Origin of the sequence: Pedobacter sp., from assembly GCF_965227205.1 — a bacterium.
Taxonomy (GTDB): domain Bacteria; phylum Bacteroidota; class Bacteroidia; order Sphingobacteriales; family Sphingobacteriaceae; genus Pedobacter.
In genome coordinates, this window is record NZ_OZ245727.1 from 4,482,753 (window position 1) to 4,501,821 (window position 19,069).

24 protein-coding genes are annotated in these 19,069 nt (G+C 33.6%); 22 read left to right on the forward strand and 2 right to left on the reverse strand.

What is annotated here, in order from left to right:
* The first annotated feature begins 2 nt into the window (after positions 1 to 2).
* The 17 genes from ACO05K_RS19415 to ACO05K_RS19495 all read left to right on the forward strand — a co-directional run bounded on the left by ACO05K_RS19415 (position 3) and on the right by ACO05K_RS19495 (position 15,859).
* Entirely contained in the window at positions 3 to 539 is a 537-nt protein-coding gene (locus ACO05K_RS19415; protein WP_421946057.1) for a DUF3341 domain-containing protein, read from the forward strand.
* Positions 532 to 1,116: a c-type cytochrome gene (locus ACO05K_RS19420; protein WP_421946058.1), complete on the forward strand. Its 585-nt coding sequence runs from the start codon at positions 532 to 534 to the stop codon at positions 1,114 to 1,116. Before ACO05K_RS19415 ends, ACO05K_RS19420 begins: the two co-directional genes overlap by 8 nt.
* A gap of 16 nt (positions 1,117 to 1,132) precedes the next feature.
* Positions 1,133 to 2,356, forward strand: coding sequence for a quinol:cytochrome C oxidoreductase (locus ACO05K_RS19425; protein ID WP_421946059.1), 1,224 nt, complete (start codon positions 1,133 to 1,135; stop codon positions 2,354 to 2,356).
* 64 nt (positions 2,357 to 2,420) lie between these two features.
* Positions 2,421 to 3,653: a cytochrome c oxidase subunit II transmembrane domain-containing protein gene (locus tag ACO05K_RS19430; RefSeq protein WP_421946060.1), complete on the forward strand. Its 1,233-nt coding sequence runs from the start codon at positions 2,421 to 2,423 to the stop codon at positions 3,651 to 3,653.
* Between the two features lie 23 nt (positions 3,654 to 3,676).
* Positions 3,677 to 5,557, forward strand: coding sequence for a cytochrome c oxidase subunit I (locus tag ACO05K_RS19435; RefSeq protein ID WP_421946061.1), 1,881 nt, complete (start codon positions 3,677 to 3,679; stop codon positions 5,555 to 5,557).
* Positions 5,558 to 5,637: 80 nt separating this feature from the next.
* Positions 5,638 to 6,690 carry a COX15/CtaA family protein gene (locus tag ACO05K_RS19440; RefSeq protein ID WP_421946062.1) on the forward strand — a complete coding sequence of 351 codons (1,053 nt, stop codon included), beginning with the start codon at positions 5,638 to 5,640 and terminating at the stop codon, positions 6,688 to 6,690.
* A 12-nt stretch (positions 6,691 to 6,702) separates the two neighbouring features.
* Positions 6,703 to 7,611, forward strand: coding sequence for a heme o synthase (cyoE, locus tag ACO05K_RS19445; protein ID WP_421946063.1), 909 nt, complete (start codon positions 6,703 to 6,705; stop codon positions 7,609 to 7,611).
* 18 nt (positions 7,612 to 7,629) lie between these two features.
* Positions 7,630 to 8,196 carry a cytochrome c oxidase subunit 3 gene (locus ACO05K_RS19450; protein WP_421946064.1) on the forward strand — a complete coding sequence of 189 codons (567 nt, stop codon included), beginning with the start codon at positions 7,630 to 7,632 and terminating at the stop codon, positions 8,194 to 8,196.
* A gap of 31 nt (positions 8,197 to 8,227) precedes the next feature.
* Positions 8,228 to 8,935 carry a cytochrome c oxidase subunit 3 gene (locus ACO05K_RS19455; RefSeq protein ID WP_421946065.1) on the forward strand — a complete coding sequence of 236 codons (708 nt, stop codon included), beginning with the start codon at positions 8,228 to 8,230 and terminating at the stop codon, positions 8,933 to 8,935.
* Positions 8,936 to 8,955: 20 nt separating this feature from the next.
* Positions 8,956 to 9,303: a cytochrome C oxidase subunit IV family protein gene (locus ACO05K_RS19460; RefSeq protein ID WP_421946066.1), complete on the forward strand. Its 348-nt coding sequence runs from the start codon at positions 8,956 to 8,958 to the stop codon at positions 9,301 to 9,303.
* Positions 9,303 to 10,001, forward strand: coding sequence for an SCO family protein (locus tag ACO05K_RS19465; protein ID WP_421946067.1), 699 nt, complete (start codon positions 9,303 to 9,305; stop codon positions 9,999 to 10,001). Before ACO05K_RS19460 ends, ACO05K_RS19465 begins: the two co-directional genes overlap by 1 nt.
* A gap of 27 nt (positions 10,002 to 10,028) precedes the next feature.
* On the forward strand, positions 10,029 to 10,571 hold the full coding sequence (locus tag ACO05K_RS19470) for a DUF420 domain-containing protein (RefSeq protein WP_421946068.1): 543 nt from the start codon (positions 10,029 to 10,031) through the stop codon (positions 10,569 to 10,571).
* An 83-nt stretch (positions 10,572 to 10,654) separates the two neighbouring features.
* Complete coding sequence (locus tag ACO05K_RS19475) at positions 10,655 to 10,930, forward strand: hypothetical protein (protein ID WP_421946069.1); 276 nt, start codon at positions 10,655 to 10,657, stop codon at positions 10,928 to 10,930.
* Between the two features lies 1 nt (position 10,931).
* Entirely contained in the window at positions 10,932 to 11,330 is a 399-nt protein-coding gene (locus ACO05K_RS19480; protein ID WP_421946070.1) for a DUF983 domain-containing protein, read from the forward strand.
* Between the two features lie 34 nt (positions 11,331 to 11,364).
* Positions 11,365 to 12,027, forward strand: a complete 663-nt coding sequence (locus tag ACO05K_RS19485) for a DUF2461 domain-containing protein (RefSeq protein WP_421946071.1) — start codon at positions 11,365 to 11,367, stop codon at positions 12,025 to 12,027.
* Between the two features lie 64 nt (positions 12,028 to 12,091).
* On the forward strand, positions 12,092 to 12,931 hold the full coding sequence (locus ACO05K_RS19490) for an OmpA family protein (RefSeq protein WP_421946072.1): 840 nt from the start codon (positions 12,092 to 12,094) through the stop codon (positions 12,929 to 12,931).
* A 129-nt stretch (positions 12,932 to 13,060) separates the two neighbouring features.
* A complete protein-coding gene (locus ACO05K_RS19495) occupies positions 13,061 to 15,859 on the forward strand; it encodes a thiopeptide-type bacteriocin biosynthesis protein (RefSeq protein WP_421946073.1) in 2,799 nt (932 codons plus the stop codon).
* Positions 15,860 to 15,861: 2 nt separating this feature from the next.
* On the opposite strand, the gene ACO05K_RS19500 is transcribed toward ACO05K_RS19495, so the two are convergent.
* Positions 15,862 to 16,989 (reverse strand): sensor histidine kinase, encoded by a 1,128-nt coding sequence (locus ACO05K_RS19500; protein ID WP_421946074.1) that lies wholly within the window; start codon positions 16,987 to 16,989, stop codon positions 15,862 to 15,864.
* Between the two features lie 154 nt (positions 16,990 to 17,143).
* Here ACO05K_RS19500 and ACO05K_RS19505 point away from each other — a divergent pair, with 154 nt between their 5' ends.
* The 5 genes from ACO05K_RS19505 to ACO05K_RS19525 are packed head-to-tail and all read left to right on the forward strand — an operon-like array spanning position 17,144 to position 17,882.
* Positions 17,144 to 17,290, forward strand: coding sequence for a hypothetical protein (locus tag ACO05K_RS19505; protein WP_290237480.1), 147 nt, complete (start codon positions 17,144 to 17,146; stop codon positions 17,288 to 17,290).
* Positions 17,291 to 17,294: 4 nt separating this feature from the next.
* Positions 17,295 to 17,438: a hypothetical protein gene (locus tag ACO05K_RS19510; RefSeq protein ID WP_290237484.1), complete on the forward strand. Its 144-nt coding sequence runs from the start codon at positions 17,295 to 17,297 to the stop codon at positions 17,436 to 17,438.
* Positions 17,439 to 17,442: 4 nt separating this feature from the next.
* Positions 17,443 to 17,586 carry a hypothetical protein gene (locus tag ACO05K_RS19515; RefSeq protein ID WP_290237484.1) on the forward strand — a complete coding sequence of 48 codons (144 nt, stop codon included), beginning with the start codon at positions 17,443 to 17,445 and terminating at the stop codon, positions 17,584 to 17,586.
* 4 nt (positions 17,587 to 17,590) lie between these two features.
* Positions 17,591 to 17,734: a hypothetical protein gene (locus tag ACO05K_RS19520; protein WP_290237484.1), complete on the forward strand. Its 144-nt coding sequence runs from the start codon at positions 17,591 to 17,593 to the stop codon at positions 17,732 to 17,734.
* Positions 17,735 to 17,738: 4 nt separating this feature from the next.
* Positions 17,739 to 17,882 (forward strand): hypothetical protein, encoded by a 144-nt coding sequence (locus ACO05K_RS19525; RefSeq protein ID WP_290237484.1) that lies wholly within the window; start codon positions 17,739 to 17,741, stop codon positions 17,880 to 17,882.
* A gap of 197 nt (positions 17,883 to 18,079) precedes the next feature.
* Here ACO05K_RS19525 and ACO05K_RS19530 read toward each other — a convergent pair whose 3' ends face one another.
* Positions 18,080 to 18,820, reverse strand: coding sequence for a LytR/AlgR family response regulator transcription factor (locus tag ACO05K_RS19530; protein WP_231464519.1), 741 nt, complete (start codon positions 18,818 to 18,820; stop codon positions 18,080 to 18,082).
* Between the last annotated feature and the right edge of the window lie 249 nt (positions 18,821 to 19,069).

Consider the following 19,069-nt stretch of genomic DNA (forward strand, 5'->3'; position numbering starts at 1 on the left):
CAATGAGTGATATCAAATATATTTTAGGCAGCTTTGGCGACCCTGATGAAATGATGCATGGCATCGATAAACTTCAGGAAAATAACATCAGCATTTATGATGTATATACTCCAATGCCTATACATGGAATAGAAGCCAAATTAGGAATTCAAAGATCGAGAATCGATATCGCAGCATTTTGCTTTGGTATTACTGGAACTTGCGCAGCTTTTGCTTTAATTTATTTTTGTGCAGTTATCGATTGGAAAGTAAATATTGGAGGTAAACCATCATTTGCATTGCCGGATTTTATTCCGATAATGTTCGAATTAACAGTATTGTTCTGTGCTTTCGGTATGGTTTTAACTTATTACGCATCAACCCACTTATTTCCTGGTAGATCGCCAAGAGTAATGGATTTACGTGCTACTGATGATCGTTTTGTGATTGCAATTGACGCACACGAAAATGCATCGCACACTGTAATTGATGGTTTATTAAAAGATGCAGGTGCTTTAGAAGTAAAGTATAATGAAAGGAAGTACATTAGCTATGAATAAGAATAAATTTGTTTATGCCGCGTTTTTAGCTATCGCTTTTGCAGCTACTTTTTCGGCTTGTAGAGATAAACGCAGTACCGGGTTAGAATACGCCAGGAACATGTATGATCCGATTGCTTACAACCCGGATCAACCAAACAAAAACTTTAAGGATGGTAAAACTGCACAGTTACCTCCTGCAAATACCAAACCAGTAGGTTTTACAGAGTATGATGTTTATCCTAACACTTTAGAAGGATATAACGAAGCTGGAGCTAAAATGGTAAATCCATTAGTTGCTGATAGCACTACTCTTGCAGAAGGTAAACATTCATTTGTTGTTTTCTGTGCTCCGTGTCACGGTGAAAAGGGCGATGGACAAGGTCACTTAGTTAAAATTGAAAAATTTAACGGTGTTCCTGCTTATCAAACTGGTGCTTCATCAAGAGGTGGTAACATGGCAGATTTAACCGCAGGTAAAATTTACCACACTATTACTTACGGTGTAAATAACATGGGCTCGCATGCTTCGCAAATCACACCAACAGATCGTTGGAAGGTTGTGTTGTATGTTCAACAATTACAAAAAGGACAATAAGTAAAGCAGAATATAAATGGGAACTCACAATATTAATTTTAGTGAACAATTTGAGTTTACAGGAAAAGTAAAAACATTAAGTTTAGTTGGTATAGCATTAGGCGTACTTGCTATTGCTTATGGTTTTATCGCTGGTGATAAAGTTATGCACGAGCGTACTTTTGCCAACCTGTTACTTATGGGATATTACTTTGCATGCGTTTGTATGTCTGGTATGTTTTTCCTTGCTGTTCAATTTGTTGCTCAGGCAGGATGGTCTGCTTCGATTTTACGTGTACCGCAAGCCATGGCAAAAACATTGCCTATTGCTGCTGTAATACTTGTTGTTATTATTTCTGCAGGTTTATACACACATAATTTATATCACCATTGGCATGCTGATGGTTTAACTGACCCAAATAGCCCTAATTATGATGCGCTAATTGCTGGTAAATCAGTTTTCCTTAACGTACCTTTCTTTTTAGGTCGTCAGGTATTGTTTTTAGGTGTTTATAGCATCTTCGCAATAATGTTTGTTAAATTTTCATATAATGAAGATTTGGCTGGTGGTTTAAATTCATACAGAAAGAGTTTTAAAAATGCTTGTATCTTCTTAGTAATATACGGCTTCACAACTCCAATTTTTGCTTTTGATACCATCATGTCATTAGAAGCGCACTGGTTTTCAACTATGTTTGGTTGGTATAACTTTGCAGCAATGTGGGTTAGTAGTTTAGCTACAATTGCGATTATCATCATCTTATTAAGAAGAGCTGGTTACATGCAATGGGTTAACAATAGCCATTTACACAACTTAGGCCAGTTCATTTTTGGTTTCTCAATCTTCTGGACTTATGTATGGTTTGCACAGTTTTTATTAATTTACTACGCAAACATGCCAGAAGAAACTGTTTACTTCTACAGACGTTTTGAATATTACAAGTTTTGGTTTTTCTTAAACCTTGCAATGAATTTCCTTGCTCCGGTATTATTATTAATGGACAGAGACAATAAGAGAACTGATGTTAAATTATTATTTGTTTCAATCGTAGTTTTACTTGGTCATTGGGTAGATTATTATCAAATGATTATGCCAGGTGCAGTAGAAGATGGACACAATGGTTTTGGCATTGTTGAGATTGGTACTGCTATAGGTTTCGTAGGATTATTTACCTTTACGGTTTTAAGTAACTTAAGCAAAAAACCATTAATTGCTAAGAATCACCCTTTATTACAAGAAAGCTTGCATCATCAGCTTTAATTGATGTTTAGAATAGCGAATATTTAATTATTATATAGAAGTACAGCGTACTACTTTTAAGAAAATGAGTTTAAGAAAGTTTATCACGAATAAAACGACCGCAGCTTTAGCAGTATTACTTACTGTTTTTGCAAACACGAGCGTATTTGCGCAAGATGCAGCAGCAGGTGCTGCCGCGGCACCGAAAGTTGATATGGTAGAGGTTTATAAATCAGTAATTTTTTATGTACTGGTATTCCTTGCCATATGTTTATTCATTGCAATTGTGGGTAAAGCCATTAGAGTTTATGAATTAAGCCGCGAAGCACAAGGTAAACCTGTAGGTATTAACTGGAACAGAGTACATGCAAGTTTATTTGCATTATTCTTAGTTTTAGGATTATACGGTGTGTATTGGGAATATACAGTACACGGTGCAATGTTACTACCTGATGCCGCATCAGTACACGGAAAACGTATTGATGAGATGTTTAACTTAACGTTGATTATTACAACCATCGTTTTTGTTGTAACGCATATCTTATTGTTCGGATTCTCTTATTTGTATAAATATTCTGCTAAAAGAAAAGCATACTACTATCCACATAACAATACAATTGAAAAAATCTGGACAATTGTTCCGGCATTAGTTTTAACGGTATTGGTTTTAATGGGTTTCTTAACCTGGAGATCTATCTTCTATAAGGTTGAAGATCCTAACAACAAGCCACTTCAAATTGAGGTTACTTCGGAGCAATTCAAATGGTCTATCCGTTACCCAGGAGCTGATGGTGTTGTTGGACATAAAAACTATAAATTAACTACTGCTACAAATACTTTAGGTATTGATTTTAAAGATTTAAAATCTCGTGATGATTTAATGGCAGACGAAATGGTTATTCCTGTAGGAAAATCAGTTAAGTTACTATTAATGAGTAAGGATGTTATTCACAGTTTTTACATGCCTCACTTCAGAGTACAATTAAACACTGTACCTGGTATGCAAACTATCTTTGAATTTACACCAACAATTACAACTGCAGAGATGCAGCAAAAAACTAACGATCCAAACTTCAAATATCTATTCTATTGCGCAAAAATTTGCGGTTCTGGTCACTATAACATGCAGAAAGTTGTTCGTGTAGTAACTCAAAAAGAATATGATGAGTGGATTGCAGAGCAAAAACCTTACTTAAACGATGATTTAAGAAAGCAATTTAATTTGCCAGTGGCACCTGCACCTGTAGAATCAGGTTCAGATTCGACAGCTACAGATTCTGCAGCTGTTAAAACTAACCAAATGGCTTTAAATAAATAATATACCGAAGAGCGAAAAGAATTATGTCAACAATAGCATTACACGACGAACACAATCACGATCACGCTGATCACGGGCACCATAAGGAGACTTTGATTTCAAAGTACATCTTCAGTATGGACCACAAAATGATTGCGAAGCAATTTTTAGTAACCGGTATTATTATGGCGGTTATTGCAATGGGTCTATCAATTTTATTCCGTATTCAATTAGCATGGCCAGATAAAAACTTCCCTTTCTTAGAAACATTTTTAGGTAAATGGGCAGAAGGTGGTCGTATTAAATCAGATTTTTATCTAGCATTAGTTACTATTCACGGTACCATCATGGTATTCTTTGTATTAACGGCAGGATTGAGCGGTACTTTTAGTAACTTATTAATTCCATTACAAATTGGAGCAAGAGATATGGCTTCGCCATTCTTAAACATGCTTTCATACTGGTTCTTTTTTACAGCTTGTGTGATTATGATGGCTTCATTCTTCATCCAAACAGGACCAGCATCTGGTGGTTGGACGGTTTATCCTCCACTATCAGCATTGCCAACAGCAATTCCGGGTTCGGGTACTGGTATGACAATGTGGTTAATTAGTATGGTACTTTTCGTAGCATCATCATTAATGGGTGGTATTAACTATGTAAGTACAATCTTAAACATGCGTACTAAAGGTATGGACCTTTGGAAAATGCCTTTAACAATCTGGGCATTCTTTTTAACTGCGATTTTAGGTATTTTATCTTTCCCAGTATTAGTTGCAGGTGTTGTACTTTTAGTATTCGACCGTAGTTTCGGAACAAGTTTCTACTTGTCTGATATCGTTATGGGTACTAATGTATTACCAAATGAAGGTGGTTCTCCAATTTTATGGCAACACTTATTCTGGTTCTTAGGTCACCCAGAGGTATATATCGTAATTATGCCAGCCTTAGGTATTTCATCAGAGGTTATCTCGGTAAATTCACGTAAACCAATTTTCGGTTACCATGCGATGGTTTATTCATTAATTGGTATCACAGTACTTTCGTTCATCGTTTGGGGTCACCATATGTTTGTAACGGGTATGAATCCATTATTGGGTGGCGTTTTTATGATTACAACCTTGATTATTGCGGTTCCATCAGCAGTAAAAACATTTAACTATTTAGCTACATTATGGAGAGGTAACATTCGTTTCACTCCAGCAATGTTATTTGCTATTGGTTTAGTTTCATTCTTTATCTCTGGTGGTTTAACTGGATTATTCTTGGGTAACGCATCATTAGATATTAACTTACATGATACATATTTTGTAGTAGCTCACTTCCACTTGGTAATGGGTTCTGCAGCTATCTTTGGAATGCTTGCAGGTGTTTATCATTGGTATCCAAAAATGTTTGGTCGTATGATGAATGCTAAATTAGGATACTTACACTTCTGGTTAACTTTTATTGCAGCATACTTGGTATTCTTCCCACTACACTTTTTAGGTTTAGATGGTGTTCCTCGTCGTTACTATGCATTCACTGAATTTGAATTCATGAAAAAATGGTTAACGGTTAACGTATTTGTAACATGGGCAGCTATTATGGCGGCATTGGCTCAAGTAGCGTTTTTATGGAACTTCTTCTATTCAATCTACAAAGGTAAAGTAGCACCACAAAATCCTTGGGAATCAAATACATTAGAGTGGACTGCACCTGTTGAGCACCTTCATGGAAACTGGCCAGGAGAAATTCCGACAGTTTATAGATGGCCATATGACTACAGTAAACCTGGTCATGACGAAGATTTTATTCCTCAAACTGTTCCTTTCTCTCAAACAATGAGATCAAACTTGCCTCATGATTTTGAAGGAAATACTGAAGCAGAAAAAATACAGCAAGATTGGGAAACTGCCAATCCTGTGACAGAAAATAAGGGCTAGTTAGATAGCTTTGACAAATTTTAAAGGGTATCTGATTAAGTTTCTGCTTATCCGGATACCCTTTTCATCTTAAAATAGATATGATCAGTAGATCAGAACAACGTTTTATCAGAATCAACTTAATAACCATTATCGTTACGTTATTGGTTATACTTGCCGGTGGTATTGTACGCAGTACTGGTTCTGGCATGGGTTGTCCTGATTGGCCAAAGTGTTTTGACAGGTATATTCCGCCTACTGACGTTTCTCAACTTCCGGCAGATTACAAGGAAAAATATGTTGCGGGTAGGTTAAAGAAAAATGAAAAGTTCGCAAAGTATCTTGATAGGATGGGGAAGAAAGAACTTGCAGATAGTATCAGACATGATAAATCAATAACGGTTCCTGAAGAATTTAATCCTGCAAAAACCTGGACAGAATATATCAATCGTTTAGCGGGTGTGTTGGCTGGTATTTTTCTATTACTAACTGCAATTTATTCCTTTACTTATAGAAAATCAGCGAAAAGAATTGTTGTGCTTAGTTTACTCAACATATTTGTTGTCGGGTATCAGGCATGGTTAGGTTCTATCGTTGTATCAACTAATTTAATGCAATGGGTTGTAACGGTTCATATGCTTCTAGCATTAGTTATTTTGGCAATTTCTATTTATACTTATAGTTATGCAAAACAATTACATAAAGAACCGTCAGTAATTATGTATCGCATTGCTTGGTTAAAAGGCTTTTTGTTTTTTACACTCGCTGTAAGTATTGCACAAATAATATTAGGAACTGAAGTTAGGGAAGCAATTGATGTTATAGCAAAATCTTTTGCAGCTCGTAATACTTGGGTTTCAAAAGTTGGTGATGTTTTTTCTTACCATAGAGATTTTGCTATTCTGGTTGTAATTGCAAATGGGGTTATCTATAAAATGGTAATTGACAGGTTTAGTGGAAAGGCAGCACCCTTATTAACAGCGAGGTTTATCCTGCTAACTTTGGCAATCCAAATGTTAAGTGGCTTCGCTTTAGTGTACATATCATTACCACCAGTAGCACAAGCATTGCATATTTTATTTTCTACAATGCTATTTAGTTTACAATTCTATTTGTATTTGTTGGTTTATCGAACAAAAACATATAAACAATAATAATAAAGAAAATTGAAGCAGTTTTTTTCAGATTTTTCAAAGCTTGTTAAGTTCAGACTATCGTTTACGGTGGTGTTTTCTGCATCAATTTCATTTTTAATTGGTCAGAAAATGCAAGTCGGTAGAGGACATATTCCTTCAATTGATTGGCAAAATTGGCTGATATTAATTGCCGGTGGATTTCTGGTTACTGCCGCTGCAAATTGCTTTAATGAGATTATTGAAGTTGACTTGGATAAGTTAATGAGCAGGACTAAAGACAGACCAATGCCAGCTGGTAGAATGACAACCGGGCAAGGTTTAGTTCTAGGAGTTTTTATGGCATTTTTAGGAACATGGCTTTTAGGGCATCTTAATTTAGAAACGGGTTTGTTATCCGTATTTTCTATTTTACTATATGCTTTTGCTTATACACCACTTAAGCGTAAATCGCCAATTGCTGTATTTGTTGGAGCAATACCAGGAGCTTTGCCACCACTTATTGGTTACTTAGCAGCATTTGGTAGTTTGAAATCTGATTTATTTCTAGATATCGATTATAAAATAGCCGTTATATTGTTCTTGATCCAATTTGTTTGGCAATTCCCTCATTTTTGGGCAATTGCATGGGTTTTGGATGATGATTATAAGAAAGCTGGCTTCAGATTGCTACCGACTAAAAAAAGAGATAAAGCTTCGGCACTATTTACCTTTATTAGCACACTTATTTTAATACCCATAAGTCTATTGCCAACATTTTATGGTTTTGGGGGTTATTTTATCGCAGGAATTTCAATAATTGCTGGTGCAATTTTTAGCTATTTAGCTTTTAAATTATTGGTAAATAGAGAACTTATTGACGCCAAAAAAGTAATGTTCTGTTCATTTTTTTACATACCCGCTGTACAGTTGGTATTATTATTTGATTTTATTGCAAAATAATTATTTATGATTTTAACAATGGAAAACACACAAGATATATTCGACCCAAGGCCAAAGAAATTTATTATCTGGCTTTTTGTCGTTTCATCTACCATTATGTTTGGCGGCTTTACCAGTTATTATTTGGTTTTTGCTGCTTCCAAAGGTAAAGGACATGGTTTGGTTCTACCTGATGCATTTATTTACAGTACACTTATTATAATTGCCAGCAGCATAACCTTAACTTTAGCATCAAGAGCTTTAAGAAAATTGAATTTCCAATTACAACGTAAAATGTTGTGGTTAACTATGATTTTGGCTTTCGGCTTCGGCTTTATGCAGTTTGTTGCATGGGAAAGTATGGTTAAAACTGGTGCAACACTTGTTGGAAACAATGCTGCTATATCATTTATTTACGTAGTGCCATTAATGCACTTATTTCACATTATTGCTGGTTTAGGTTTTATAATCAGCAGTTTAGTAGGTAGCTACAAGAATATTCCTTTGTCGAAAAATAAGTTCCGTATGGAAATAACCTCTATTTTTTGGCATTTTATAGATATATTATGGATATATCTGTATGTTTTTTTACTTTTGAACCGTTAAATTTGTTAACAAACTATTATACTATTTCCAAATGAATTCAGTATCACAATTAGATCACGTTAAAACAGGACCATGGAGTGGTGGTCGTTCGCCTTGGTCGGTAGAATATGGTAAAATCATGATGTGGTTTTTCCTCTTATCAGATGCTTTTACATTTTCTTCGCTGTTGATATACTACGGTGCTCAGCGTTTTTCTAAATTAACATGGCCTGATCCGGATTTGGTTTTCCAATCAATTCCTGGTGTTATGGATCACGGTGCTCCTTTAGTATTCGTGGGTATCATGACATTCATTTTGATTATGAGTTCTGTAACTATGGTATTAGCGGTAGAAGCTGGTCATAGAAACTCTAAAAAAGAAGTAATCGGCTGGATGATTGCAACTATAATTGGCGGTTTTATGTTCTTAGGCTGTCAGGCATTAGAGTGGACTCACTTATTTCACGAAGGTTTTGGTTGGGGTAAAATTCCTCCAATGGAAACTTTAAAACATTTGTTTTCTGGAGATGTTTCTCTTGTATCAGCTCAACAGTTTTCAAACTTATTCTTCACAATTACTGGTTTCCACGGATTTCACGTATTTAGTGGTGTTATAATTAACATTATCATTTTAATCATGACTATTAATGGAACTTTTGAAAAAAGAGGTCATTATTTAATGGTTGAAAAAGTTGGTTTATATTGGCACTTCGTAGATTTAGTGTGGGTGTTTGTATTTACATTCTTCTATTTGGTTTAATTAATTTATAAGATATTATTATGTCAGAAAATCACGCACATACAGAAGGTCATGATGAACATGGTGGCCTTAGCAAAGGAAAAATCTGGAAGGTTTTTGGAATATTATTGGCGATCACTGTAATTGAGTTTATCATAGCACTTTGGGTTTTACCAAATCACTATATGTCTCATGCGGTTGGTAACTTTGTTTATATCGCTTTAACCTTGTTGAAAGCATTTTATATTGTTGCATATTTTATGCACCTTAAATATGAAAAACTAGGATTGCAGCTATCGCTAACAGTAACATTTATCTTTATTATTTACTTTTTAGTTTTAATGCTGATTGAAGGTGGTTTCATATTCCACCATAGTCAAAACTTTTAATGAAATATTTTTCAATAAAAAAAACATTAATCCTGGTAAGCATATTGGCTATACCGGGATTTTTGTTTTTTTACCTGTTGCCACAGTTTGCTAAGAACAGATATAAAACCTTACCAATATTTGGCGACAAGGTAGTTGCTACTACATTTCATACTGTAAAGGGCAAAAAGATACCAGATACGATATATCATACCGTTCAAGATTTTAGCCTTGTAAATCAAGAAAATGAAACAATTAATTGGGTTCCATTAAAAGATAAAATCATTGTTTTAAATCTTTTCTATAAAGCTAGCCCTGTCAAAGAAATTAATTCTAACATACAAAAGATAGAAGAGGGATATCAAAGAAATCCTTTAATCCGTTTTTTAAGCCTTTCAGTTAACCCAAAAGATAATCCTTCAAATCTAAAAGCCTTTGCTGATTCTTTAAATGCAAAGCCTGGTAAGTGGGATTTTCTGAGTGGTGATACGCTTCGGACTTATCCTTTCATCCGTCAAAGTTTGTTGTTGGATATGATTTACCACAAACAAGGTGGAAAAGACAAATTTATCTATGGCAACCAAATTCTTTTAATTGATAACCATAGAAGAATTCGAGGATATTATGAAGCAACAAACGCTGAAGCGCTATCTAAACTTGATGATGAAATTAAAGTTTTAGTAGCTGAGGATTTAAGAAATATTAAAGACGGAAGATAACCGAATTATAATTATCTGATACAAATCATGAGTGATAATTCTATAGAAAAAAAATATAACAAGTGGATTATTGTTTTATCTATCGCAATCCCACTTGTAGTTGCACTATTGTTTGGTGTTAATTTAAGAAAATTAGGTTACGATGTAAAACCACTTAGTTTTTTACCGCCAATATACGCGGCAGTAAATGGATTAACCGCTATTGTTTTAGTTACTGCAGTTTCAGCTATAAAAAATGGTAATCGTAAACGCCATGAAAACTTAATGAAGTTTGCAATTGGCTTATCAGTTGCTTTTCTCGCAATGTATGTTGCCTATCATATGACAGCAGACAGTACCAAATTTGGTGGAACAGGAATAATAAGATATGTTTATTATTTTATATTGATAACACATATTTGCCTATCGGTAATTATTATTCCATTTGTTTTATTTACATATGTGAGGGCACTTGCAGAAAAGTTTGATAAGCATAGGAAGTTGGCTAGAATCACTTACCCGATGTGGCTATATGTAGCTGTAACCGGAGTGATTGTTTACCTCATGATATCGCCATATTATCAGTATTAAAAAAGCTAAAGTTCATCAGAAATGATGAACTTTTTTTATGACATAATTTTTAAGTCCCAAAGGTCGTTTATCATTATATTTGTATGATGAAGAAAAATGCCCTTTTTATCTTGTTTCTAATAACTCTAGCTGTTTTGATTTCACCTGAGGTTAATGCTCAGTGTGCAATGTGTACCATTAATGCCGAACAAGGCGTTAAAAATGGCAATACACAGGCTGCAGGTTTAAATACCGGTGTTATTTATCTTCTTGTTATCCCTTATCTTCTTGCAACCATTGTTGGCATCATCTGGTATAAAAAATACCGCAAAAAAAATGTAGAACTAAATATGAAGTCAGAACCGCTAAATTTAAATTAGTATGTCTGAAAAAACTTCTAAACTTTCTGCAATTGTTCGGGCAAAATGTCCACACTGCCGAAGAGGCAATATTTTTACAGGAAGTATGTATGGTTTCAATATTCAACATACAAAAGAAGTTTGTTCGCATTGCGGCCAACGCGTTGAAATTGAGCCCGGATATTTTTATGCTGCAATGTATGTAAGTTATGCTATGAATGTTATCGAAATGCTAACAGTTAGTTTTCTTACATATCTGTTTGTCGGAACACTTAAAGACGAAAATTTTTGGACGTATTTAATTGCAATTTTTAGTGGATGTTTTATATTTTATCCATTCAATTACAGGTATTCACGAATCTTGTTGCTACACATTTTATCACCAAATATAAAGTACAAGCCATATTACGATAATCCGTAATTGTAGTATTTATATTTTCTTTTAAGGATTGATTATGTTAAAAAAAGATACACTCGCTTTTATTCAAAACGTTGCGGATAATAATAACAGAGAATGGTTTGCTGAAAATAAGCATCGCTATGAGGAAGCTAAGGCTGATGCTTTAAATCTGGTTTCTCAAATTATACCAGAACTTTCTAAAGTTGATCCATTAATTTCTTCAGAAACAGATCCTAAAAAATCATTAATGCGGATTTACCGCGACGTGCGTTTCAGCAAAAATAAAGACCCATATAAAAACAACTTTGGAATTTGGTTTTCTGCAAAAAGCAAAGGTGGTAATGAACCGGGTTATTATCTACACATTCAACCAGGGAAAAGCTTTTTAGCCGGTGGCTATTGGATGCCTGAACCGGAACATTTGAAACTTATCAGACAAGAAATAGATTATAATTTCAGTGATTTTGAAAAGGTAATCAATGATAAAGATTTTAAAGCAACATTTAAGTTGGGCTTTGGTAATGCTTTAAAAAATGCGCCAAAAGGATACGACCCATCAGACCCGAACATTGAATTTTTAAAGCTAAAAAGTTTTGAAGCTACAACTCAAATTGCAGATGAAGAGTTTTTAAAGCCAACAATCGTTAATAAGTTGATAAGTTCTTTTAAAACGGTTAATCCTTTAGTTGCATTTTTACGAAACGCATTAGAACAATAATTTTTTGAAGAAACTGTAATTTGATTAATCATCAGTTGCAGTGATAATAAACCAATACACAATAATGAAAAATATTTTTTTAGCTTTTACCGTCTTTCTTTTTGCTGCTTCACTTACTTCATGTGTGGTGCTTTCTCCAAAAAAGTATAAGGCTCTGCTTGGAACAAAAGATTCGCTTTATACTGCTTTTAATGAAGGCTTGATTAAAATCGAAAATCTGGAGAAAGAAGTTAGTAAATTAAAAAAGGATACTGCAATGTTAGGTGAGGATTTGCGTGATTTACAAAGTCGTTTTACCGAAACAAATGCAAATTTTAATAAGCTTAAAAATAATAGTTCATCAGAAATCAGCAAGCTTTCTGGCGATTTAGCCGCACGTGAAAAACGCTTAAAAGAAGTAGAAGAAGTTTTGCGCAAACGCGATGAAGCAACCAATCAGCTTAAAGAAAAATTACAACAAGCATTGTTGGGCTTTACCAAAAGCGGATTAACAGTAGAGATTAAAAATGGTAAGGTTTATGTATCGTTAACTGATAAGCTTTTATTCCCTTCGGGAAGTATCATCATTGATGAAAAAGGTAAACAAGCCTTAACAGAACTTGCGAAGGTTTTAAAACAACAGCCTGAAATTAATATTTCAGTAGAAGGCCATACTGACAACCAGAAGGTTAATAACCTCGGGCAGATTAAAGACAATTGGGATTTAAGTGTACTGCGCTCAACCTCGGTTGTTCGCTACTTAACGGATAATGAAAAAATCGAAAGTGTTAGAATGACTGCAACAGGTAAAGGAGAATATCAACCTTTAGGTGCAAATTCATCTGCAGAAGCCAGAAGCAAAAACAGAAGGATAGAAATTGTACTCTCACCGAAATTAGATGAGCTATACAATTTAATAAAATAGATTTCACTTCTAAGTGATTTGAGCCTTGCAAATTTTGTGAGGTTTTTTTTGTGCTTAGAATATAATAATCGTGAGCTTTTCTAATCAGATTAAATTAAAACTTTGTAATTTTCGCCTGAAATCTATTTTATGAAATTAAAAATACATCCTAACATTATCTTTCGTACCCCGAAATTTTCTTACCAATCTAATCTGGAAGAATGTTGGGATGAACTTAAAATAGCCATTTCTATTTCTTCATCATCATTTTATGAAACCATTAAAGATGTTAAAGTTGAAGATGTAAATACTCTGCCACCGAAGATATTTTTTACGATTTGGAAGTATTTTAACCGGTCAAAATTTCGTTCAACTCCCTATGGCATTTTCGCAGGTTTTAGCATTTTTAAAGATGGTTTTAATAATGCTGTCGAAAATCAAATTACTGTTGAGGAGAATCAAATTGTACACGAATTTCTCGATTGGCCAGAAAAGAACAAAATTCAGTTTTCCTTCAAGAAATTAATCGAAAATAATGGTTTGCTATTTGCCAACAGCAGCTATTACTTTACATCTACCAGCATCCGCTATATTGCTTGCACTGAAGGCTTATTTGAACTTGCAGAAATAGATAAGGATGATTTTGTTTATAGAATCCTCCAGGAATGTAAAAATCCAATTCATTTCAATGAGCTTTTAGCTAAACTTGAAGTAAACCGGGAGAATAGAGCAGATGTGATTTCTTTACTTGAAGATATGCTATCGCTGCAATTATTGTTTAGCGAAGCAGACCCGAATATTATTGGTGAAGATTATTTTCAAAGAATTGGACAGGATATTAACCCAGAATCGCCAAAATATTTAATAGCCGAAAGAAATGTAATAGGTGGCGGACTAAATGCCAACTTATTTAATGCTGTACCGGGTTTGGTAAATTTAATGCAGCGTATTATACCAATTGAGGGTAAAGAGGCACTTACCAGTTTCATAAATAAATTCAGAGCAAAATTTGAACAGCGTGAAATTTCTTTGTCGTTAGCATTAGATCCTGAAATGGGCGTTGGTTACGATGAATTGGAACAGGCTGGTCAGGATGATGATTTTGTTACCCAATTTAGAGGTAAAAGGTCAGTTAAAAAAGATAATTGGACGGATAAGATAAAATATAAGCTCAAAGATTTTATTTCTACAGGAAATTTCGAACCCGGTATAGTTATACAATTGGATAAACTCGGACTTCCACTAGCAGAAAAACCAGTTCCAATTCCCAATTCATTTAGCATGTTACTGACATTGGTAGATGATTTAATCTGTGTAGACCAAACCGGTGGAAGTACAGCAAATGCCTTAAGTGGACGGTTTACTTTAGCGAGTGATAAAGTTCTTGAACACTGCAAAGCAATTGGGAAAATTGAGGAAGATGCAAACCCTGATGTTATTTTCTTCGACGTTGCCTATATGGTAGAAGCTAACGTTGATAATATCAATCGAAGAAAATTGGTTTACAATAAGCAGCTTTCTATATTAAATTTTGATACTTCTGATAATCCTTTAACACTCGATGATATTATGCTTTCTGTACAAGGAAGCGAAATTTTTCTAAGGTCGAAAAGCTTAAATAAACGGTTGGTTCCAAGAATGGCTTCAGCTTATAATTATAGCCGTTCAGATTTATCTGTTTTCAGGTTGCTATGCGATTTGCAACATCAAAACGTTCAAACAAACCTTACACTTTTTCTTGAAAATCTGTTTCCCGAGCTTTCTTATTACCCTAGAATTCAATATCAAAATATTGTGCTTTCTCAGCAAAAATGGCAAGTTAGCAAAGCTGATTTTAATGGGTTGAATCTATTGGAAAGTAGAAATCACTTAAATAAAATTGGAGTGAACCGCTATTTTAAATGCGGCCTTTCAGACCAAACCTTATGCTTTGATGTTAAAAGCGATACTGATTTACTTGCATTTCAATCTTACATGCAAAAACAGGATAAAATTTATTTGGAGGAAGTATTGCTGCCTGTAGAAGGTTCAGTTATTGATGAGTCATCAAAACCATATTTAGCTCAATTTATTTTGAATCTTTACCATGAGGATAATGTTTATAGTGGGTTTAGTGATGATAAATTATTTGTAGAAACTGATATAAAGCAGTTTTTTCCGCCAGGTAAGGAATGGTTATATTTCGAAATTTACTGCCACCAGCAGCGTTCAGATGCTTTACTTTCGGGACCAATTGCACATTTCATTGCGCAGTATAAAGAATGTATAAAAAAGTGGTTTTTTATACGCTATAATGAGAATGGATACCACATCAGATTTAGGATTTTATTAAATGATGAAAAAGAAAGTTACTTGCTTTCAGCAGCTTTTTCTGAATATTTAGAAGCAGATATTTCGAGTGGACTCGTTTCTGATTTGCAGATAAAAACCTATAAAAGAGAAACTCAACGTTACGGAAATGATATAATTGAGACTGTTGAAACACATTTCAGCACAGATAGTAATTTTGTACTGTCTTTATTAGATAGCTTTCCAGATGCTTTAAATAAGTATAAATACTGTTCAGATTTAGTTGAAGCCGTTCAAAAGTCTGCAGTTTTTGAGGATAATATCCTTGTTGAAATTATAAAGTTGATGTCAGATTCGTTTAATGAAGAACATCACTTGGATTCTACAGATTTTAAAAAGCTTAATAATCAATATCAGGCTTACCGTAAAACGGATTTCCAATCATTAACAGATGAGCAATTAGCATCATTTAATGCTTTTGCAGAATCATTCGTAGAAATTTTGAATAGTGTTGACTTATCAAGAAGAAGTCAGTTGTTTAGCGATTTATTGCACATGCATGTAAACCGCTTATTCAATAAAGAGCAGCGAACACACGAAATGATTATGTATTACTTCTTATTAAAAGATGTTCAACGCAGAAAAGCAATGAGCAAATAGCTTTAATTATTTGCCAGTTGATTCAATCCTGCCATCGGATTTTCGACATCAACCCGTATTTCTGTGATGTATCTGTTGGTATCATCTTTATAAAATTTAAAAGAATACCTGTCTTTATAGAAGTTATTTAAACGTTTGTCAATGTTTTCCATACCAACATGATGACTCTCAACTTCTCGTTTTTTCACATCATTTATCATATTAATTGTAGATACAACAAGGTTTTTTCTGTCATAGTTAATCTGAACAACACATGGTTGAGAAGAATGAGCAATGTTACCATGCTTAAACATATTCTCTACAAGCGTTAGCAATATTAATGGAGGGAATCTCAAGCCAAATAAATCATCATTTACTTCGAGATTAAAATTAATCGTATTTGCTGTACGTAGCTTGTGTAGATTTATTAAATGCTCTATTTGTTCTACCTCTTCACTTAAAGGCACTAATTCAGAAGCTTCAGGACGTTTTAACGCATATCTCATCATCTCTGATAAGTTCATAATTGCATCTGCAGCTAAAGGCGCCTTTTTCCTTGCATCATTATAAATGAAATTTAGTGTATTAAACAAGAAATGTGGGTTAATCTGGCTACGTAAAAAGTTGTTTTGAGATTGAACCAAATCATTTTCTAAAGCTTGTTTCTCAATAGTATTCACTAAGTTTTGTTTTTCAAGCTGTTGAACTCGTTTTCTCTCTCTTAATGAATTTAATAAGAATACATATCCAGTACTGAAACCAATAAAATACAAAGCTCTCCACAGACTTCGCAATATGTAGACTTGATCAAATGATTCTAAGTTTGCCTTTGGATCATAATATATATATGTTGACATTATGTAATCTACAGGGAAGGAAATACCTATGTATAAAGATAGTTCAAATATCAAAAATGGAATAAACAACCAATTTTTGAATCTAACCTGAGTTTCCATTATTTTTTTTGTTCCATATGCATGGAAATAAAATAAAACAATATTGAGTGTATAATGAAAAATATAGACACCTAGATTTCCCCATCTACCTGTAACAATTCCAGTTATAAATATCTCGTAAAGCATAAAAAATGCCCAAGCCTGAAGGTGAATTATATTCTGATTATACCAGGATTTTATTTTTTGAAAGTTCATTTAAATGGGTTTTATCTACTAAAATGGGAGGTTTATCTCCTAAAACAACGTGTTTGTGTAAAAATTTCGGAGTGCCTTCGATTTCGCCGCACCTTTACATCAGTTAATCGAAACAACAACAAATTAATTTAACAGCAATAAATATATACATAATATGAAAGCGCAACACACTACAAAATTGAAAAAAAATACTGCATTTGTTTATAAAAATGTTAAGGCTCAAAACAACTTCAGCACTGACCCAACTGCAAATACAATCTTAATGACTCAATCATCTTTATCTAACATCTTCAACAAGTAATACAATGAAAACTCAAAATATCAAATTAAAAAAGAACACTGCATTTGTTTATAAAAACGTTAAGGCTCAAAACAACTTCAGCACTGACCCAACTGCAAATACAATCTTAATGACTCAATCATCTTTATCTAACATCTTCAACAAGTAATACAATGAAAACTCAAAATATCAAATTAAAAAAGAACACCGCATTTGTTTATAAAAACGTTAAGGCTCAAAACAACTTCAGCACTGACCCAACTGCAAATACAATCTTAATGACTCAGTCTTCTCTATCTAACATCTTCAACAAGTAATACAATGAAAACTCAAAATATCAAATTAAAAAAGAACACTGCATTTGTTTATAAAAACGTTAAAGCTCAAAACAACTTCAGCACTGACCCAACTGCAAATACAATCTTAATGACTCAGTCTTCTCTATCTAACATCTTCAACAAGTAATACAATGAAAACTCAAAATATCAAATTAAAAAAGAACACTGCATTTGTTTATAAAAACGTTAAAGCTCAAAACAACTTCAGCACTGACCCAACTGCAAATACAATCTTAATGACCCAGTCTTCTCTATCAAATATTTTTAATAAATAATTTTTTCAGAATTATTTGAAATGTCAAAAAAAAGTAATAAATAGCAGTATGAAAGTTAATAATATTGGTAAACTGAGAAAAAACATTGCATTTGTTTACAAAAATGTAAAAAGTCAGAATAACTTTAGTACGGATCCAACTGCGAATACAATTTTAATGACTCAGTCATCGTTATCCAATATCTTTAACAGATAGTTTTAACTTCTCCCAGATTTTAATAAACTACTTTGTATATAGGCGAAAAAAGCTTCTTTATAGCCTTCCCCAATTTGAATCATCTCATTATTTACTAATCTTATAATGTTGCCGTCAACTTTTTTTATGGCCGCTTTAGCAACAATATTCGACTTGTTTACACGTATAAACGCGTGATTTTCCAAAGCCTTTTCTATTTCTTTTAAAGTTAGGTATGTGGTGTTTGTTTCGGTTTTTGTAATTATTTGAATATAATTTTGCAATGCCCTGATATACAAAATATCATCAATCAAAATATTAGAGAAAGCATATTTATGATCTCCCTTAATGTAAAGCGCAGCAACCTGTTCGGTTTCTTTAGCTGCATTTTTAGCATTATTAGCTTCTTTCTTTAAAATTCTATCTATCCCTAATGCAAATTTAGCAAACGAAATAGGTTTCAACAGATACTGATCTGATTGAACGTCAAATGCTTGCAGTGCGTAATCTGGATGCGCCGTAGTAAAAATTAAATATTTGGCCTTCTCACGGATATTTTTTGCAAGCTCTAGCCCATTAATTCCAGGCATATCAATATCCATAAATAAGAGGTCAATCTCATCACCCACACTAATTTCTGTTAAAGCCTGCACCGGGCTAGTAAAAGTTTTGAAGACAGTTAGGCCAGGCATTTCTGCAATGTGGTCAGTTAAAACCTCAATTGCATGCTGCTCATCGTCAATAACAACGCATTTTAAATTCATGATGTTTTACAAAGTGTGTTTGGAATGATTTGATCGCAAGTTAACTAAAAAAAAAATTTCCTCATATAGCTCATTTGAAAATCTTTTTTGAGCTTTTGGATAGTCAATTTTTGGGTTGATGTAAAATTCTGGGTAGTTCATGTAAAAAAATAATCGGTTATCCTATGTTTTTTTAATCTTTAATACTGTTTGCCAAAAACGAATAATTGTTAGAGAACTCATTCTCTTTTAATTAACAACATTTACCTA

What these genes read in the sequence shown, in the direction of transcription:
- ACO05K_RS19415 (WP_421946057.1), top strand. Translation starts at nt 3, where the DNA reads ATGAGTGATATCAAATATATTTTAGGCAGCTTTGGCGACCCTGATGAA.
- ACO05K_RS19420 (WP_421946058.1), top strand. Translation starts at nt 532, where the DNA reads ATGAATAAGAATAAATTTGTTTATGCCGCGTTTTTAGCTATCGCTTTT.
- ACO05K_RS19425 (WP_421946059.1), top strand. Translation starts at nt 1,133, where the DNA reads ATGGGAACTCACAATATTAATTTTAGTGAACAATTTGAGTTTACAGGA.
- ACO05K_RS19430 (WP_421946060.1), top strand. Translation starts at nt 2,421, where the DNA reads ATGAGTTTAAGAAAGTTTATCACGAATAAAACGACCGCAGCTTTAGCA.
- ACO05K_RS19435 (WP_421946061.1), top strand. Translation starts at nt 3,677, where the DNA reads ATGTCAACAATAGCATTACACGACGAACACAATCACGATCACGCTGAT.
- ACO05K_RS19440 (WP_421946062.1), top strand. Translation starts at nt 5,638, where the DNA reads ATGATCAGTAGATCAGAACAACGTTTTATCAGAATCAACTTAATAACC.
- ACO05K_RS19450 (WP_421946064.1), top strand. Translation starts at nt 7,630, where the DNA reads ATGGAAAACACACAAGATATATTCGACCCAAGGCCAAAGAAATTTATT.
- ACO05K_RS19455 (WP_421946065.1), top strand. Translation starts at nt 8,228, where the DNA reads ATGAATTCAGTATCACAATTAGATCACGTTAAAACAGGACCATGGAGT.
- ACO05K_RS19460 (WP_421946066.1), top strand. Translation starts at nt 8,956, where the DNA reads ATGTCAGAAAATCACGCACATACAGAAGGTCATGATGAACATGGTGGC.
- ACO05K_RS19465 (WP_421946067.1), top strand. Translation starts at nt 9,303, where the DNA reads ATGAAATATTTTTCAATAAAAAAAACATTAATCCTGGTAAGCATATTG.
- ACO05K_RS19470 (WP_421946068.1), top strand. Translation starts at nt 10,029, where the DNA reads ATGAGTGATAATTCTATAGAAAAAAAATATAACAAGTGGATTATTGTT.
- ACO05K_RS19475 (WP_421946069.1), top strand. Translation starts at nt 10,655, where the DNA reads ATGATGAAGAAAAATGCCCTTTTTATCTTGTTTCTAATAACTCTAGCT.
- ACO05K_RS19480 (WP_421946070.1), top strand. Translation starts at nt 10,932, where the DNA reads ATGTCTGAAAAAACTTCTAAACTTTCTGCAATTGTTCGGGCAAAATGT.
- ACO05K_RS19485 (WP_421946071.1), top strand. Translation starts at nt 11,365, where the DNA reads ATGTTAAAAAAAGATACACTCGCTTTTATTCAAAACGTTGCGGATAAT.
- ACO05K_RS19490 (WP_421946072.1), top strand. Translation starts at nt 12,092, where the DNA reads ATGAAAAATATTTTTTTAGCTTTTACCGTCTTTCTTTTTGCTGCTTCA.
- ACO05K_RS19495 (WP_421946073.1), top strand. Translation starts at nt 13,061, where the DNA reads ATGAAATTAAAAATACATCCTAACATTATCTTTCGTACCCCGAAATTT.
- ACO05K_RS19500 (WP_421946074.1), bottom strand. Translation starts at nt 16,989, where the DNA reads ATGAACTTTCAAAAAATAAAATCCTGGTATAATCAGAATATAATTCAC.
- ACO05K_RS19505 (WP_290237480.1), top strand. Translation starts at nt 17,144, where the DNA reads ATGAAAGCGCAACACACTACAAAATTGAAAAAAAATACTGCATTTGTT.
- ACO05K_RS19510 (WP_290237484.1), top strand. Translation starts at nt 17,295, where the DNA reads ATGAAAACTCAAAATATCAAATTAAAAAAGAACACTGCATTTGTTTAT.
- ACO05K_RS19515 (WP_290237484.1), top strand. Translation starts at nt 17,443, where the DNA reads ATGAAAACTCAAAATATCAAATTAAAAAAGAACACCGCATTTGTTTAT.
- ACO05K_RS19520 (WP_290237484.1), top strand. Translation starts at nt 17,591, where the DNA reads ATGAAAACTCAAAATATCAAATTAAAAAAGAACACTGCATTTGTTTAT.
- ACO05K_RS19525 (WP_290237484.1), top strand. Translation starts at nt 17,739, where the DNA reads ATGAAAACTCAAAATATCAAATTAAAAAAGAACACTGCATTTGTTTAT.
- ACO05K_RS19530 (WP_231464519.1), bottom strand. Translation starts at nt 18,820, where the DNA reads ATGAATTTAAAATGCGTTGTTATTGACGATGAGCAGCATGCAATTGAG.